Origin of the sequence: Pseudomonas sp. TH10 (assembly GCF_016651255.1) — a bacterium.
Classification (GTDB): domain Bacteria; phylum Pseudomonadota; class Gammaproteobacteria; order Pseudomonadales; family Pseudomonadaceae; genus Aquipseudomonas.
The window spans coordinates 1-15,801 of record NZ_JAEKEG010000032.1; the positions used below are offsets into that span (position 1 = coordinate 1).

12 protein-coding genes, 1 tRNA gene and 3 pseudogenes are annotated in these 15,801 nt (G+C 50.8%); 10 read left to right on the forward strand and 6 right to left on the reverse strand.

What is annotated here, in order from left to right; all coding sequences use genetic code 11:
- Positions 1 to 388: 388 nt before the first annotated feature.
- Entirely contained in the window at positions 389 to 844 is a 456-nt protein-coding gene (locus JFT80_RS04530) for a hypothetical protein (protein ID WP_201147066.1), read from the reverse strand.
- A gap of 350 nt (positions 845 to 1,194) precedes the next feature.
- On the opposite strand from JFT80_RS04530, the pseudogene JFT80_RS25050 reads away from it, so the two are divergent.
- Positions 1,195 to 2,150, forward strand: a pseudogene (locus tag JFT80_RS25050) (tyrosine-type recombinase/integrase).
- 281 nt (positions 2,151 to 2,431) lie between these two features.
- Here JFT80_RS25050 and JFT80_RS04540 read toward each other — a convergent pair.
- Positions 2,432 to 3,883 (reverse strand): P-loop ATPase, Sll1717 family, encoded by a 1,452-nt coding sequence (locus JFT80_RS04540; protein ID WP_201147067.1) that lies wholly within the window; start codon positions 3,881 to 3,883, stop codon positions 2,432 to 2,434.
- Positions 3,884 to 4,162: 279 nt separating this feature from the next.
- Here JFT80_RS04540 and JFT80_RS04545 point away from each other — a divergent pair.
- Both JFT80_RS04545 and JFT80_RS04550 read left to right on the forward strand, forming a co-directional pair.
- A pseudogene (locus JFT80_RS04545) lies at positions 4,163 to 4,907 on the forward strand (site-specific integrase); the annotation flags it as partial.
- Between the two features lie 578 nt (positions 4,908 to 5,485).
- On the forward strand, positions 5,486 to 6,250 hold the full coding sequence (locus tag JFT80_RS04550; protein ID WP_201147068.1) for a hypothetical protein: 765 nt from the start codon (positions 5,486 to 5,488) through the stop codon (positions 6,248 to 6,250).
- A 652-nt stretch (positions 6,251 to 6,902) separates the two neighbouring features.
- Here the strand turns inward: JFT80_RS04550 and JFT80_RS04555 are convergent.
- Positions 6,903 to 7,385 (reverse strand): hypothetical protein, encoded by a 483-nt coding sequence (locus JFT80_RS04555; protein WP_201147069.1) that lies wholly within the window; start codon positions 7,383 to 7,385, stop codon positions 6,903 to 6,905.
- Positions 7,386 to 7,525: 140 nt separating this feature from the next.
- Between JFT80_RS04555 and JFT80_RS04560 the strand changes: the two genes are divergently transcribed.
- The 6 genes and pseudogenes from JFT80_RS04560 to JFT80_RS04580 all read left to right on the forward strand — a co-directional run bounded on the left by JFT80_RS04560 (position 7,526) and on the right by JFT80_RS04580 (position 12,393).
- Complete coding sequence (locus JFT80_RS04560; protein ID WP_201147070.1) at positions 7,526 to 7,756, forward strand: helix-turn-helix domain-containing protein; 231 nt, start codon at positions 7,526 to 7,528, stop codon at positions 7,754 to 7,756.
- Between the two features lie 451 nt (positions 7,757 to 8,207).
- On the forward strand, positions 8,208 to 8,921 hold the full coding sequence (locus JFT80_RS04565) for a recombinase family protein (protein ID WP_201147071.1): 714 nt from the start codon (positions 8,208 to 8,210) through the stop codon (positions 8,919 to 8,921).
- 543 nt (positions 8,922 to 9,464) lie between these two features.
- Positions 9,465 to 10,124 carry a hypothetical protein gene (locus JFT80_RS04570; RefSeq protein WP_201147072.1) on the forward strand — a complete coding sequence of 220 codons (660 nt, stop codon included), beginning with the start codon at positions 9,465 to 9,467 and terminating at the stop codon, positions 10,122 to 10,124.
- A gap of 75 nt (positions 10,125 to 10,199) precedes the next feature.
- Positions 10,200 to 10,961, forward strand: coding sequence for a hypothetical protein (locus JFT80_RS04575; protein WP_201147073.1), 762 nt, complete (start codon positions 10,200 to 10,202; stop codon positions 10,959 to 10,961).
- Positions 10,962 to 11,201: 240 nt separating this feature from the next.
- Positions 11,202 to 11,404: pseudogene (locus tag JFT80_RS23825) on the forward strand (hypothetical protein).
- 365 nt (positions 11,405 to 11,769) lie between these two features.
- The gene (locus JFT80_RS04580; RefSeq protein ID WP_201147074.1) at positions 11,770 to 12,393 is read left to right on the forward strand and encodes a hypothetical protein; all 624 of its coding nucleotides are present in this window, start codon (positions 11,770 to 11,772) and stop codon (positions 12,391 to 12,393) included.
- On the opposite strand, the gene JFT80_RS04585 is transcribed toward JFT80_RS04580, so the two are convergent.
- The 3 genes from JFT80_RS04585 to JFT80_RS04595 all read right to left on the reverse strand — a co-directional run bounded on the left by JFT80_RS04585 (position 12,384) and on the right by JFT80_RS04595 (position 14,329).
- Complete coding sequence (locus JFT80_RS04585; protein WP_201147075.1) at positions 12,384 to 13,454, reverse strand: type I restriction endonuclease; 1,071 nt, start codon at positions 13,452 to 13,454, stop codon at positions 12,384 to 12,386. The two genes, JFT80_RS04580 and JFT80_RS04585, sit on opposite strands and share 10 nt — an antisense overlap.
- A 258-nt stretch (positions 13,455 to 13,712) precedes the next feature.
- The gene (locus tag JFT80_RS04590; RefSeq protein WP_242482790.1) at positions 13,713 to 13,997 is read right to left on the reverse strand and encodes a hypothetical protein; all 285 of its coding nucleotides are present in this window, start codon (positions 13,995 to 13,997) and stop codon (positions 13,713 to 13,715) included.
- A 255-nt stretch (positions 13,998 to 14,252) separates the two neighbouring features.
- Positions 14,253 to 14,329 (reverse strand) — tRNA-Val (locus JFT80_RS04595).
- 185 nt (positions 14,330 to 14,514) lie between these two features.
- Here JFT80_RS04595 and JFT80_RS04600 point away from each other — a divergent pair.
- Positions 14,515 to 15,798, forward strand: coding sequence for an FAD-binding oxidoreductase (locus tag JFT80_RS04600; RefSeq protein ID WP_201147076.1), 1,284 nt, complete (start codon positions 14,515 to 14,517; stop codon positions 15,796 to 15,798).
- The last annotated feature ends 3 nt before the right edge of the window (positions 15,799 to 15,801 follow it).

Consider the following 15,801-nt stretch of genomic DNA (forward strand, 5'->3'; position numbering starts at 1 on the left):
TGCTGGTTCCCATGGACCTGGCCGTTTGGCGAATTTCCTTGCCCCTTTCCCTGACCTTTCCCATTACCAGGGTCGGCCCACGTAGTCGCCGGGCCGCAGACCAGTGCAAAACAGGTTAACGGCAATCAATGAGCGAGATTTGGACATGAGTTGCTCCTTCAAAGGTGCGGGATGTTCCATGAACTTAGACGTTTTGAGGATGTGGTTGCCTCGCCGCCTGATCGCCAGTCGCCCGCTCCAGAGGGCGGTGACCGCAGCGCCAGCTATGCCAGCTATGCCAGCTATGCCAGCTGTTCAAGATGACAGATTCATTCACCCAGTTGAATCAAGTTGAGGGGATGAAAATCGCAGATTCGGTAAACTGGGCCACCTATCGCGGGCCTTAAGATTATTCTGACCCTGTTGGGTCTTGGTCAAAAAGCCCTTTAAGCAGACAAACTGCCGAAAGCTGCTTTTCTATTTCGTCAGCGCTCAGTGACCGTTCGCAGTATTCCCGACTAAGAAAAACAATGGCGTCATTACCGTCAGGGTTGTCGGAATACCCGGGGTAATTTGATATCTCTGCCAGCAACGCTTGCGAGACTGGAGCGACATGAAAGTGGACGTTGAAACCCGGTGAGAACCCTAGCTTGTAGAACACTACTTTGTAGGGTGCGTACGCTTTGGTCAGTAGAAGCTCGACCGCTTTCATTACCGAACCTAAAGACGCCAGGGCTGCATGACTCAAACCGCTGAGCCCTGATGCCGTCTCTTCAGATGAAATGATCAAGTAGCCGTCGTAACGGGCATCTCTGCGATGAGTCACCGCCCAGTGGGGATTCTTGAAAACGCTTAGCTCGTCCATGTAGCTCCCGCCCTCTCGTCAGGTGCAGTCGGGTCGACTGGTCGCACCGCATCTTTTCAGCCAGTTGCCCGCGGTCGGTTCAAGGCCGTGTGCGCTACCATCGGCAACCCACACTCTGAGCTGGCGTTCTGAGGTGGGATTTGCAAGAGTTTTGCAAACCCCAGACAACAAAAAAGGGCCCACCTTTCGGTGAGCCCTTCTAGACCGCCCAGCAGAGCGGATTTTGTTTGGTAGGCGCGATTGGACTCGAACCAACGACCCCCACCATGTCAAGGTCTGCTTGAGCAAGCTGCAAGCCCCGGTGCTCATAGGTTTCACAGAACGCCCATTCACATCGTGAGGCGTCAACAATGGCTAATTTCCGCTTACTACCGTCCGGCAACTGGAACGCCCAGGTACGGGTAAAGGGTAAATCCCCCAGTCGAAAACTTTCACTACGAAGGGCGAAGCAGAGTCCTGGGCAAACCAGATCGAAGCCGTGACTGTGGATCGCAAGCATCACACTATATATACGCTGGGCATGACCTACTGCGAGGCCATGCTTAAGGGCAAGGGCAGTTACGATCACGCACTTAAGATCGTGGAGCATCTGGGCAGGCACTTCCCCCAGCCGATTCACGAGATCACGCCGCAGATGATCAACGACTTCAAGATTATGCGGTTGAAGACTGTGAAGCCGTCCACGTGCAGGACGCAGCTTGCGTTCATGTCCCGGTTCTACAGATTCGCCAAACGTGGCCTACTGATCGACATCCACAATCCGGTTAGTGATATCGCCTTGCCCAAACCCGACAAGTCTTCCGACAAGGTCATCCGTGCGAGCGAACTTGAGCGACTGCTGGCAAGGCTTTCTCCAACCATGAGACTGATAGTCGAACTGGCTTATGAGACGGCCATGCGGCGATCTGAAATCCTGAAGCTAACAAAAGACTGCCTGCACCTCAAGGATCGGATTGCCGACGTGATCGACGGCAAGAACGGTACAAGGTCCGTACCCCTCACCCACCGAGCCGTGGAAATACTTCAGCTCGCTCAACTGTGGGCCGCTGTAGCAGGACACCCAGGCGGTCAGGTATTCACAGTTACGCCACACGCGGTATCGCAGTCTGTGCGACTGGCAAGAGTGAAAGCAGGTTTAGACAGTAGTGTTCGACTGCACCAGCTCAGGCACACCAGAATCACCAACGTTGCCAAGAAAGGTTTCAACAATGCCCAGATAATGATCGTGTCAGGACACAGGGATACACGCTCGGTAGCGCGATACTCACATCTTAACGTCAGGGACGTTCTTAACCTTATTGACTGATCCTTTAACTGACAGGTCCGCCAGTTAACGCCCTACGTAGACTGGCGGCATATACGGTGCAAACTCCTAATATCAACGCTGCCCGTTTGAATAGCTCTATGTGAGCCAGTAGTGGACACACGTACTTTCTAAGGAGGAAAGTACATGGCTGGCTGAGAATATCCACAAAACCGCGTACTGAGGTTTTGCTAGATCCAATGGTCGAACATCGATGTTGCTCCTTGAGTCTTATAAACCCTAAGGGCGGCTCGCACCGCTCAACTATTCAAAAGCAGACTGCATCATTGGGCCTGTAGCGCCTCACGCGTACGTATCCGCTCGACCGTATTCACAGCCTTCCTGAAACATGGGTGAATTTGTACCTCGTCGAACAAAGGCTCATGACGTCCCTCGTAGGAGTAATACGTCTTGCTGCCCCCTGAGCCACCGAGTACAAAATCACCGACAAAACCAACTTCATACAAGATCTTTAAAAAACCACTAACATCTACATCATTAGCGAGCTTATTGAACCACTCCCTATTTATGGCGGCATCACTTAAGATGCTTAGAAGTATTTCTTCAACCTCTACGTATTTCAAATGGTATTTTTGCCGAAAGAATTTTGTTTTCCAGTACGAGAAAACGGTATTCATCTCCGGATACTGATTGGAATATTCGGCACAAAGATCTTCCAACTTCCAATTCGAATAATCATTTTCAGAGCTTTTAAGAGCTTGATCAGAGGGTAAATCACCGTCTACTGCTTCGGTATAATAGCGTGCCAACTGAATCAGTTCTCGAGGACGGGAGAGTGTCCGTTCGATGAGCCAATTATTGCTATTAGTCGTGCCAACTTGACGAGGGAAAACACTATAAAATACGTCGTCCTCTGCTCGCAATCCGTCTTGTTCTCGGTTGAAATTTATTCGAGCCTCTAGCATTTCTACCAGAGCATCCTGGCTCCAACGCAATCGTTCTACATTACGATACTTGTCCGAATGTTGAGTCTTGCCCAGGAGAATAGAGTAAACATCCTCACGTAAAAAAACCACCGGGTGCAATCCATCGCTCAATGCACCAATGTAACTCACCGCAGAAAGTAGGCCGAGTAACATATTATTGGCTGTCGAAGAATTATCCCATCCCAGGTCGAGATCATCGACCATAACCACAACCTTAATTCCCTCCTGCAAAAGTTGCAGTACATGGTGCTCTAGTGAATCGACCTCTGCAACACTTCTTAGTTCGTTTTCCAACTGCAGTCCGAATTCGCCAAGCTCCCCAACCTTGACTTTTACTCGACCCAGGATATCAGCAATGTTCTCGACCAGATCCTTGGATGTCCTGTTTTGCTGGACTGCTACAGACCTAGCAAATTCCATGCTTCCACTGGACAAGCCACCCTTACTCTCATGACCAATACTACATAGCACATCTAAGTAAATTTGACGCAACCATGTGTGCTGGAAGAAAATCTCTTGACCAAACCCGTTAGCCAGGTCGACATCATTCAATATAGTTCGAATAGAGTTGTATTTCGGAGCAAGCCGAATGACGTGCGAACCTTCACCTTCAAATACTTGGCTAAGTTTCGTAAGCAGTGCACTTTTACCAGCCCCTTTGCGGCCAATTACAATGCTTTTAGTTCGTTCAGCGAGGCGACGAAATGAGTCGGACGATACAAAATACTTTAGAAGATGGGTATCTTTTTCCGCACTATCATCACCCCATGAAATCTGACTTATCTCCATTTAGCCAACTACCTTCCTTCAGAGCTTTCTGTTAATTTCTCTGACGCCCTTTGGACGCCAGCATCGTGTCATCACACTACCAAACTGGCGCAAAGGTCACAATCATCTCCGCCAATTACTACCGCCTCTACAATGACCTCGAACGCTCCTGTACGAAAGATCATTGCCTAAATTCAGTCTCGAGTTCGGGAGAAGCCTGCAATGACACGCTTTGCCGTAACGCGTTCGTGCCACACATGGAGCTGCTGCGGAAGGCTTTACTACCTGAACCCACGCCTAGGGGATACTTTCAAGACGGTCATCGCCGTTAACGTGAACAATCGCTTAGGCAAGGTCTCCGCATTCCAGAACTGGTGCAAGTAGGAAGGACACGTTCCGGACAATCCGCTGGTCGGCCTCAAGGTAATGACGGATCAGCCAAGGAGGCACGACTATCTTTTAATCGACAAGATCTGGCCACCCTACTGGATCTGGCTGCACTTAAGGTAGAAACACGCAAACACCCATGGCGGCATCGGCTACCGCTCCTTGGGCGAGCCACGGGGCACGACTGGAAAAACTGTGCCAACTACGTGTGGATGACCTCATCGAACATCAGGGTATCCGGTGCATTCGCATTGATGACAATCGTGAAGGCCAGAACCTGAAGAATTCCAGCAGCCGACGCATTCTCCCAGTACACCCCGCACTAGTAGCCATGGGGCTGCTGGAGCATGTTGAATCAGTCAGGGACACGGGAATAGATCGCCTGTTCCCTGAACTGGAAGCCGTACGGGGGAAACTCGGCCACGCACCGTCCAAATGGTTTGGTCGGTACAAGACCAAGAAAGGCATCACCGACCTCAGAAAAACGTTCCACAGTTTTCGGCACACACTCATCGACGACCTGCGTGACGCTGGGGTGCAGGATTCGCTGATCAAGCGGATTGTGGGTCATGAGGACGGTGCAGTGACCTTCAGCATTTATGGTAGCCGCAGTCCATTGAACGCCATGGCTGAGGCGCTCCAACGGATAGAATTGTAAACATATCCCGAATATTGGGCCGCATCGGGACTACATGCCCGTGGAGTTGGTACACATCAGAATGTACGCCCTCGAGGCCCAGCCCACCCAATGATACTGCCGCAATCTCCCTGACCCTGATCGCCCAATCTTACAAACAGAACGGACCACTCGAAGAATTGCAGGCGGAAATTATGCTGAAAAGCACAACTAGCCGTATTGCCACATAACACCGGGCGCCAGACGGTACGCCAGTACGCCTCCACCGGTGATCAGGGCCCAGCAAGTTCACACCGTGTCGGCCCTTTTTACCCGTCCTGAAGGCCATGCCGCGTTTCGTGTAGATAATCAGGGTAGTTAGCCCATAATTTTCATATTGACGACGAACCTGCACGCGTTAATATCAGTACACCAGTCGTAAAGACTGGAACCAGCAACACCCCCCTACCTGACCACCACCTCGCATGTTCAAGCCAATAGGCCGCTGAGCAGATGCGTTTTCTTGCGTCTGCGATAAGGGACAAGCGTTCCAACCGACAATAGCCGGAACACACCAAGGGTTTGCATATGCAACAAACTTAAACAATAAGGACAACAAGATGTCGAACCGAAACACCTTAACTAAGAGCCCCGAAGCTAACTATGGCACTGAAACATACCGAAGTACCCCTGATTATTGCCGGACAGCTAACATAGGGAACTATCAGATTGATAAGGCAACTGGGGAAATATACGGCGAATACATTACCGCATCATTCGCTGAAGACCTGATCCCGATCAAACAACCGTGCTGCACTCCACGAACAACCCACAACCCGAGCCAGCATCTCCATCTCGCGACTATAAAAAACGGCAACGTGGTGTACGCGGATTTTGGCAGTACGATCGCAGTATCGCCCATCACGCCCATCACGCCCCCAGAGACTACATGCACCAAGCCGAAACGCGGCCCGAAGCCAAAGGTTCGTGTGAACCCGAACGTCGCGATCATCAAGGTTGCAATCGCGGAACGTGCCCATTGGATCGAGCAAGCCGTTATGGCTGGCATGTACATCGCCGTCGAGAGTAGTAACGGAAAGTTGAACATTAAACCTGGGTATGTGTGGAAGGTCCTCACGATGCCAGTGATTTCAACCGACGCAATTGCTAGCAACCCGACCTTTCGCAACCACGACTTGAAGCCAGTTGGCGAACGGTATGTCCGATACCTTGCCGCTGCCGGGCGTGTAGCGCTCGGTTGCATTGAGCGCCACTTAAACCACCACCCAGATGAGCAACAGCGACTGGAGACCAAGGTGCTGGCACCTAGCGGCTGGGGTGAAGAGTTTGACTTGGATGAAACAGACTACATCGATGCCCCATAGGTCATTACTCTGCAATTACGGCAGGATATAATAGAGAGTGAAACTCGACGTGCAGTGCACGGGGGTTGAAGCTCTCATGTCAAAGCGTAGCTTTGAGATTATCAAACTCTACATAGTTACATTGTGGCGTAGACGCCACAGCACGACACTTGTGCCTGAGGCACGGATAACAACTCTATATAATCAAGGGGAGAGACGGGGTGAAAACCCCTCCCCGCTCTTGATCTTGCTTTGAACCTTACTGATATATCTTGTGGCGTAAGCCACGGTTAATCAATGCAGAAAGGTTAGTGGTGACCATGGTCACAGGGGTATGTTTCAGTACCCATGGCACCATTTCCGCTTACACAGTTAAAATCAACAGCGGGGGCGGGGTTTGCCCCCCACCCTCCCCTTGGTACCTGTAAAGTTATTAAGCATGCCCGAGGCGCAGAGGGTAATCTTGGAAAATCAAGATTTAGAGGTTGATAGTCTGTGACTGTCAGTCCTACATACCTGCACAGATCAGTTCAAAGCTGCGGGGATTTTCCCCTGCCCCACATTATTGTATGTGACGGGGAGTAACAAGATAACAACCCTATCAGGAGGTTGGAGTGGCGCAGACTATCCCAAACTACGCCTGAAGTATTTCGCATTAGTAAGGTAGTCGATGCTACTGTGCAATGGTACAGGCCGGAAAGACTGTCTCACCGAACTCTAAATGCATTATTTGGCTAAGCGGATCGTTCTTCAGGTTGGGATTATCTTCTCCGGATATAAGCACCCGTGCATTGAACTGTACGTACTCTACTTTTTCACGCTTGTCCGTCCAATCAACCCTAGAGTTGATAATGTACGCCAGAGATGTCGCCCGACCCGAGCCAATTATCACTGCCTCTATCCAGTGCTCTGCCACTAGGTCTGCAATCGCACGTTTGACCGTAGAGATTGAACACTTACAAAGCTTTGCCAGCGTTGCATGGCTAACCACCAGAGCATACTCGTCGCCTACGTTTGCCAGAAGCGCGAGCAGCACTGATGAAGCCTTAGGATTGTCACGAGTCAATACCGCCAACCTCAGTAAAGAGGCTTGGTCGAGTTGAGCGAATTCCCCCTTGTCGGAGGTGTCGTGCCAAGTTGCGTCTTTATCAGCCATTGATCAGCCCCTAGCATGCCATAAACGTGTTCCAGCTCCGGGACTCAGCCTACTGAGCGAAGGAGCAGGTATGATCAAACCGCGCCCTAATGTCACGATTAGTGTGTTCACGATTAGATCACATCGCTTGACCATGGGGAATGCCAAGCCCACCCCCATCCCCAGTGCTTCAACACCAATTCGGCAATCGAGTTCGAGAGCTGCGTATTGCTATGGGTATGAATCAGGAGGCGTTCGCTGACAGGTGCGGCTTCGCCAGGACGTATATGTCACGCATCGAGACGGGCGGTGCCAACCCTTCGATCAATGCCATCAAGGTGTTAGCCGATGCCTTGGGCGTGAGCATCTCGGTTCTTTTTGAGGGGATGTAACGCCGGATGGTCCCGCGAACAACTCCTCCAAAAATCTGATCAAAAACTAAACAATATCTATTGCCTCGCCGGCATCAATCTGTGCCCCCATACCCCGCAGCCCTCGCCAAAGGCCCTATTTCCGGGACATTAACTACTACCGGGTTAAGCGAAGTCCCCCCGACACGCAGTTTTTCCGCAGCAGCGGCAGATTTCCTCACACCAGCCTAAGTACAACACCAGGAATCGCCAGACCTCCACTACAGCGGGGGTGGCATTGCTGGAGCGGCTAGAACGCGACCTAGGGTCGGGCTACCCACAGCGGCCTACACGATCCTTACCAGTGGCTCTACATCGAGTTGGGGCAGGCCAGCAAGCAGGCCCATAACCCCAAACAACAAGTTGTAACGTTTCGTTGTCGAACGTCAGCAATATGTTACGATAATTCAACACCATATATCGAGACGAGAACATGAAGCGGATAGTGGCTTACGCAAGGATGAGTACAGACGATCAGTGCCTATCGGTAGCTGGTCAGTTCGCCGCTATCCAGATTGCCGCTGAGACGCACGGCTGGCAGATCGTCGCCCAATACACGGATGAGGGAGTGTCAGGTTCCATCGACCCGCAGGAGCGACCACAGTGCCGCCTAGCTCTGGCGTTGGCTAAAGGGCTGGATTGCCCGGTAGTCGTACACCGTGTTGACCGCCTCACCCGCGACCATGCCCACTTCGTCACCCTGCAAAAGAAATACACCATCGTTGAAGCGGAAGACGTTCACGGCAGTGTCCTTGTCCGTAACATCAAATCCTTGTTGGCTGAGGAAGAGCTAATCAAGATTCGCAAGCGGACGAAGGATGGCCTGGCCGAGTTGAAAACCCTCGCCGCCAACGGCGATACCGAGGCACAAGGCAAGATCGCTCGCCGTGACGCTGGCCGTGCGAAGGCTTGGGCAGTAGGTAACAGCGCCGCACTGGAGGCGAAGAAACAGAACGCTGACAGTCGGGCTGATGCAATCGCGCATCACATCAAGGCGTGCTTGTACGATGGCTGTATCTCTTTTGCCGCCATTGCACAGCGTCTCAACGCTAAGGGCGTGACCACGGCCAAAGGGAAGGCATTCCAGCCAATGACTGTATCCCGCCTCATGGCTCGCCTTGGACTGTCGCTCAACGCCAAGGCGTAGGACAGCAGACGCCAACCGAGTAAGCATCCCAGCAAGCTCCTAGAAAGCTGCCTGAGCGACGTTCTCCGGGTGGCCATACACCCCCACTCGATATTTTTAGACAGCGCTGTAGCCCAGCACACGCCGATGTTACTAGGGGTTTAAGCAAGCACCACATTCGACAGGGATTTTCCAGCCCCCCGGACCTCCCCAGCGATATTTTTGGCCACAGATTCACGACCTATATTCGCCTAAGGCAAGTGTCGAGCTTGAAAAGTTCGGGGTATCTGCGGATCAGTAAAGCGGCTTACGACCGACAGAGAACGGCCATCAGCGGGCGGTGGACGCCCTACTGGCGAAACGGTAGCCTATCGCTAGGAATGCTCGACAACGGATCTTGTCGCCTATGTCGCGTTTCTCTTTGAGGCATGTCGTGTTTGTCACGAGCACCTTGATGATTAACAAGAGCCTACGGAACGACAAGGAATTTTATGCGATACCTGTCGAGTTTGGACGTGACATTTAGCCGCCTACCTAATTGTAGTCATAAGCCGAGGAGTAATATTGAGAGAGTTCAGATTTGCGCTTCTGGCCTTTATTGCTGTATCTGCCGCCGCTGGAATATCATATTTCCTGGCAATGCATACAGGAGGAAACATTCGTATTAGTTCAAACAACCAAGACTGGGGTGGTTTTGGCTCGTATATTGGTGGAATTCTAGCTCCTGCAGCCTCGCTTTTAGCAGGATACCAGATATATAAAAGCTTCGCTTCAAATGCATATCAACAAAAATTGCTATTAGCTCGTGAGTCACTCTCAAGATTAGATGTGGAACTTGAGAAAAAGCTGGAGATGCCATTTAATAACATTTGTTTCGGTGATGAGTACTATGGTCGCCCACTTAGGAGCATTATTTACGCTCTATCCAACAACGAAATAGCAGTAACCGAAGCTTCAAGTAAGGCAATATTGTCATTACTGCATAACATAGCTATAATGACTAATTCTATAAGATATTATATCGGTCTTTTGGACGGACTTCCTTCCGCCGAAAAAGATAATCATTGGTTGGGCGAATTAGAAAAAAGCTACTGGATTGAAAAGTACTCAGCAATTTGCTCTCGCATGGTAAGGATTGTTGGTCAAAGTGCATTTGAAGACAAGGTTTGCAAGGAGCAACTCAGGAGCTTTAAATTGGTACTAGGTGGCGAGTATGACTTATAAAGGTCGTTCGCTTCACTTGCCGGGACGGCGTGCCGTCGCCCCCAACCTAAATGTTAACTACCAGCGGAATTCCCTATGCCACCCTCCCCAACACCTTTGTACCTTGACTGGCAGTTTTGGGCCGCAGCAGTCGCTGTCCTTGCGCTTTTACTGTCGCAACTCCCACCGGTAGTCTTGTGGTTTCGCCCTCGCCGGCTTGAAGTCGAAGTTCACAGCCGGATTCAAGTAACACACAAGGTGGGTAATCCGAACGTTGGAATGTTTGTCAGTATTCGCAACACTGGTGGTCGAGTGCTTCGTATTCGTTCTCTGCAAATTGTGCTAACGCGGGACAATCGCCCACTGACTACTCTTCCCGCCCAAAACTACTTTGAAAGTCCGTCCGCGCAGTCCTCTGTCCTATTTGTTCCATTCACCTTGAAACCCGGTGACACATGGGCACATGGTACGAACTTTCTCAACTTTTTCGACCGAGCGACGGAAAAGCTTTACCGCGAGACAGAATCCAAACTTCGCGCCGACATTCGTGACAAACTCGATGCAAGAGCCGAGGGTAACAGCAATCCAGTGATCGCTGAGCCGGAATTGGTTGCTCCGTTTGTGACGCTGTTTGGTCAGTTGTTCGTTTGGCAATCGGGTGAATATGTTGCAGAGTTGATTGTTGAAGCAGAACCTGGGACTGCGCTATTCAGTAGAAAGTATCGATTCACCCTCTATGAGTCAGACACCGCTGAACTCCAAGCGCACGTTGATGATTACAAGTTAGGCGGTGGCGTGTCCTTCAACGTAGATAAACATGTTGGTGTGTTCGTGCCGCTTTCGCAGCATGGTAGCTAACCCATCAATCCACCGAACCTGCGCGGGAAGCCCCGCAGGCTGGTAATTCCAAACGTTAGTCAATGTCCGCCTTGGGTCGCTCACTGCCTGTCATAATTGCGGAGTCTGCTGGTCAAGTCCGATGAAAATGGCGGGGCAAGTCAGTGCAATTCCCGTGGTGTCAGCGAAGCTGGAAAAATGGCCCCAGTCAGCAGCGAGATGATCTAGGATTCCCGCACTACCTACTCAAGGGCGATAACTATGCCAGATCACTCAGAAGCCAACATCGCCACAGCTAACTTGCTGACCTCGCTACTTCACAACAAGCACGCCCTTGCCGCTGCCATCGAAGAAATGGCCTTATTGGCTAAAGCGAAGACCATAAGAACGCCGTCACCGCATTGCAGACTCTCGATGCGAATGCGATTGCCATCACAGCTGGTATTCTCAAGCTCCGACAATAATTGTTTTATAGAGAAATTAGAGGTAACTAGCAATTCGATAAATGATTGTGGCGTTGCCTGCCCCAAATGACGTAAAAAACCATGTTACTCTTCAACGCCGACCATCGATTGAGTTTGGATAGTATCGAATGATAGAAACTATTTTTAGTCATGATCAAATCGACTACTCAGTATCGCCCCAGCACTGCATAGGCAACTCAAACGGCTCTTGTAGATTTTGCTTTACATCGAGTCCTAAATTCAAAAACAGGTCACACTCGATCCCCGAATTCCTAGGAAACAAGACGGTATTTACACTCGACGAATGCGATGAATGCAATAAGCTTTTTGGGAATGGTATCGAAAAATCCCTAAAGAATTTTCTAATGCCTGGATGGTTTTATAGAGCTAAAGGCAAGAATGGACGACCAACTGAGTATGCCGCTGGCGGTGTTTCCATATTCGCTGACGATATTTTTATAAACATAACGTTCCCTAGAGGCATCCCAAAAACAAATGAAACCTTAGAGTTTATCTCAAAAGAAGTAAACACCCTGAAATCTTACAAAGCCCTTCTGAAAATTCTCATTTCACTTTTACCTAATGAGTTCTTGCTGGAATTCACAGACGCCCTACACTGGCTGAGAAGCGGCCACAATTTTTCACTTCTGACACACAAGCCAATAGCATTTATAGGCAATCAAATTCCAGACCAACGTTTACCCATCATCATGGCCGTCACCTTGCAACGGCAAGTTATCGAAGGTGGAGCCATGTACGTACTAGATATGAGATTCAATAACATCTACATCATGTTTCCATTCTCTACATCTACAATGACGGCTCATTTCAGGCTAGGCGGTGGCACACCCGCAGATGCAAAATATGAAGAAGTCAACTTTAGTCTTGTTGACTTCTCGACCGCACCTAAAAAGAGAAAGTTTAAACTTTCTTTGAACTTACCCGATCTCAGTACAAACGAATGTTCACAAGATCCGGATTATTCGTAATACGCGACAACACCTTTTAGCTGTTCCGCAAAACTATAGATGTCGTCCACGGAAGCTATAGGATGGCGCGTCTCGTTTTTCTCTTGATCGAAAATGCCTAGGTACTTCTGACTACGATTGAAGTGGAGCCGACAAATTGGTTTGCGATTGTTGTCATCGAGCAAGATGCCAAAATAGCTTTGAGTATCTCGATTGACAATGCGCTTCGCATCAACGACCGACCTGACGATTGCCTTAACGATGTGAAAACCTTCCAATTCATCTAGTGTAGTTTGAATACGATCCTCTTCAGGCTCTTCAACAGTCTTACTTACTAATGTTGTTATAGCGTAGGATGGTTCTGCTGCTCCACTCATAGCCGACTTAAGCCGACCATTAACCTGATCCCCTAGAAACTGAATGGCCGCCTTACGGGTCAAGTTCGTGAACTGATCTCTTACCTTCTGCGTAATTATTCCATCATATACGCGAGCAGCGAAGAACTTTACAAACTCATCACTAGGCTGACTGAACTGAGAAGCCATTTCCTTCTTGATCTGACCTACATATTTCAACTCCCCAGCAGCACTGATAATCGAATCGACATCAAATGCAGACTTAGTTAATTTTTGTAGTTCAGGCAATGTGTGCTCATCTAGATCTAGCAGATCTAGTTCAAGAAACGGTTTCTCATCCATCTTGTTGGGAGCGTCTAGATCAGTAAAAAACTTGTATACTTGGCCATTGGTTAGAATCGAAATTCGGGCGCTAGTGACATGAAAGTATCGAAAGAGCTGACTTGCGTGGTTGATGTGCAACGGTTCCCCGATTTTTTTGCATTCAATCAAAATCTGAATTTCGCCATTCTTCATGATGGCGTAATCGATTTTTTCGCCCTTCTTCGTCCCAATATCGCAGATGTACTCAGGTGTAACTTCCGAGGGATCGAAGACATCGTAGCCCAGTACCGAATTAATGAAGGGCATCACAAAGGCAATCTTGGTGGCCTCTTCCGTCTGGATTGCCGCGCTTTGCTGGCGGATTTTGGCGGATAACGCGTTCAGTCGCTCTACGAATTCCATGTCTCGCTCCTTGCTCAGATGCCTCATCCTAGTGGCAGCCCACAATACTGGCAATTGCAAATCACGTTTGCCCGGCAAAGAGGTTCAATAAAAGTCAGGACGAGCAAATTGCCGGGAACAAGCCAATGACAAATCTACCTCAGAATCTTCAGCAGTCCATGACAAAACAGAGGAGATCGGCACACCTTGCGACCCACCTAATCTCGCCATCACGCCACACCTTCTCTCTGGAATTAGGACCCCTGCCGTTTCGAGTAGTCAACGTAGGCGTCCCCCTTGGCTCATTCCCTGTTCACGTTCCTGGCAGTACATTTCACTGAGTGTCCACTTCAGCTTTTCGCGCTCAACCTTCAGGGCTGCCAGCTCCTTCGATCCGCCCCTGTACATGACGATCAACCCGGCAATGGTCTTATGGGCCCTGCGTAGATCCTGACGTGTTGTGTCCAGCTCAGCTTCCAGTACAGAGCAGTAGTGCTTAAGCATTTCCACATGCGTAGGCATACCCAACTCAAACCCAGAATCGTCGATCAAATCGTCTTCCATCACGCACACGCCAATAACTGTATATGCGTACAGTACAGATCGGTGAGCGGTCGCTCAAGCGAGAGATGACAGGTGGTGGAAAGGGCTGAGAAGTAGGTGAAGAACTCCACCCTACGAACTGACAGTCACGGCGTTCACATTGCCCAGTGTGAACGAAGCCTATAAATTGTGAACGTTCTGCATGAAACCTGAAGCACAAAAAAGGCCCACCTTTCGGTGAGCCCTTCTAGACCGCCCAGCAGAGCGGATTTTGTTTGGTAGGCGCGATTGGACTCGAACCAACGACCCCCACCATGTCAAGGTGGTGCTCTAACCAACTGAGCTACGTGCCTGCTGTGAGGCGGCATTCTACGGAATTCCGGAGGGGTGTCAACACCTTTTTTTCACCTAACCCTATGAATATGCAAAATATTTAATTTCGGCCCAGCAACCGGGATTTTCCGGTGGCTGGCGGAGGTTTTTCAACTCGGGTAGGATCGACGCACTCGTAAAATATATTAAACACAGAGGCGGCAGGATGGCGAACACCCTTTACCCAGAGTCTTATTATGCTGCGTCGGCCAATGCCGTACCGCCACGTCCGGCCCTGCAGGGTGATGTGGAGACGGACGTCTGTGTGATTGGCGCCGGGTATACCGGGCTGTCCTCTGCCCTGTTCCTGCTGGAGAACGGGTTTCGCGTCACCGTGCTCGAAGCAGCCAAGGTCGGTTTCGGCGCCTCCGGGCGTAATGGCGGGCAGATCGTTAACAGCTACAGCCGTGACATCGACGTCATCGAACGCACCGTCGGCCCGAAGCAAGCGCAATTACTCGGGCATATGGCTTTCGAAGGCGGCCGGATCATTCGCGAGCGCGTGGCCAAATACAACATCCAGTGCGACCTGAAGGACGGCGGCGTGTTTGCCGCCCTGACTGCCAAACAGATGGGCCATCTGGAATCGCAGAAGCGTCTCTGGGAGCGCTTTGGCCACACGCAACTGGAACTGCTCGATCAACGTCGCATTCGCGAAGTGGTCGGATGCGAACAGTACGTCGGTGGGATGCTGGATATGAGCGGCGGACATATTCATCCGCTGAACCTGGCACTCGGCGAAGCAGCGGCCGTGGAATCCCTCGGCGGTACTATTTATGAGCAATCGCCTGCCGTGCGCATCGAGCGCGGAGCCAATCCGGTCGTGCACACGCCGCAAGGCCGCGTGCGCGCCAAATTCATTATCGTCGCCGGCAACGCCTACCTCGGCAACCTGGTGCCGGAGCTGGCGGCCAAATCGATGCCATGCGGTACGCAGGTGATCACCACCGAACCGCTGGGTGATGAGCTGGCGAAAGCCTTATTGCCTCAGGACTACTGCGTTGAAGACTGCAATTACTTGCTCGACTATTACCGCCTGACTGGCGACAAGCGTCTGATCTTCGGCGGTGGCGTGGTGTATGGCGCGCGTGATCCGGCGAACATCGAGGCAATCATTCGCCCGAAAATGCTCAAGGCTTTCCCGCAGCTCAAGGATGTGAAGATTGACTACGCCTGGACCGGAAACTTCCTGCTGACGCTGTCGCGTTTGCCGCAAGTGGGACGCTTGGGTGACAACATTTACTACTCGCAGGGCTGCAGCGGCCACGGCGTGACGTACACGCATTTAGCCGGCAAGGTGCTGGCTGAGGCATTGCGTGGTCAGGCCGAGCGTTTTGATGCGTTTGCGGATCTGCCGCACTATCCGTTCCCGGGCGGGCAGATGTTGCGCACGCCGTTTGCGGCGCTGGGGGCTTGGTATTACGGGTTGCGGGATAAATTCGGGTACTGACTG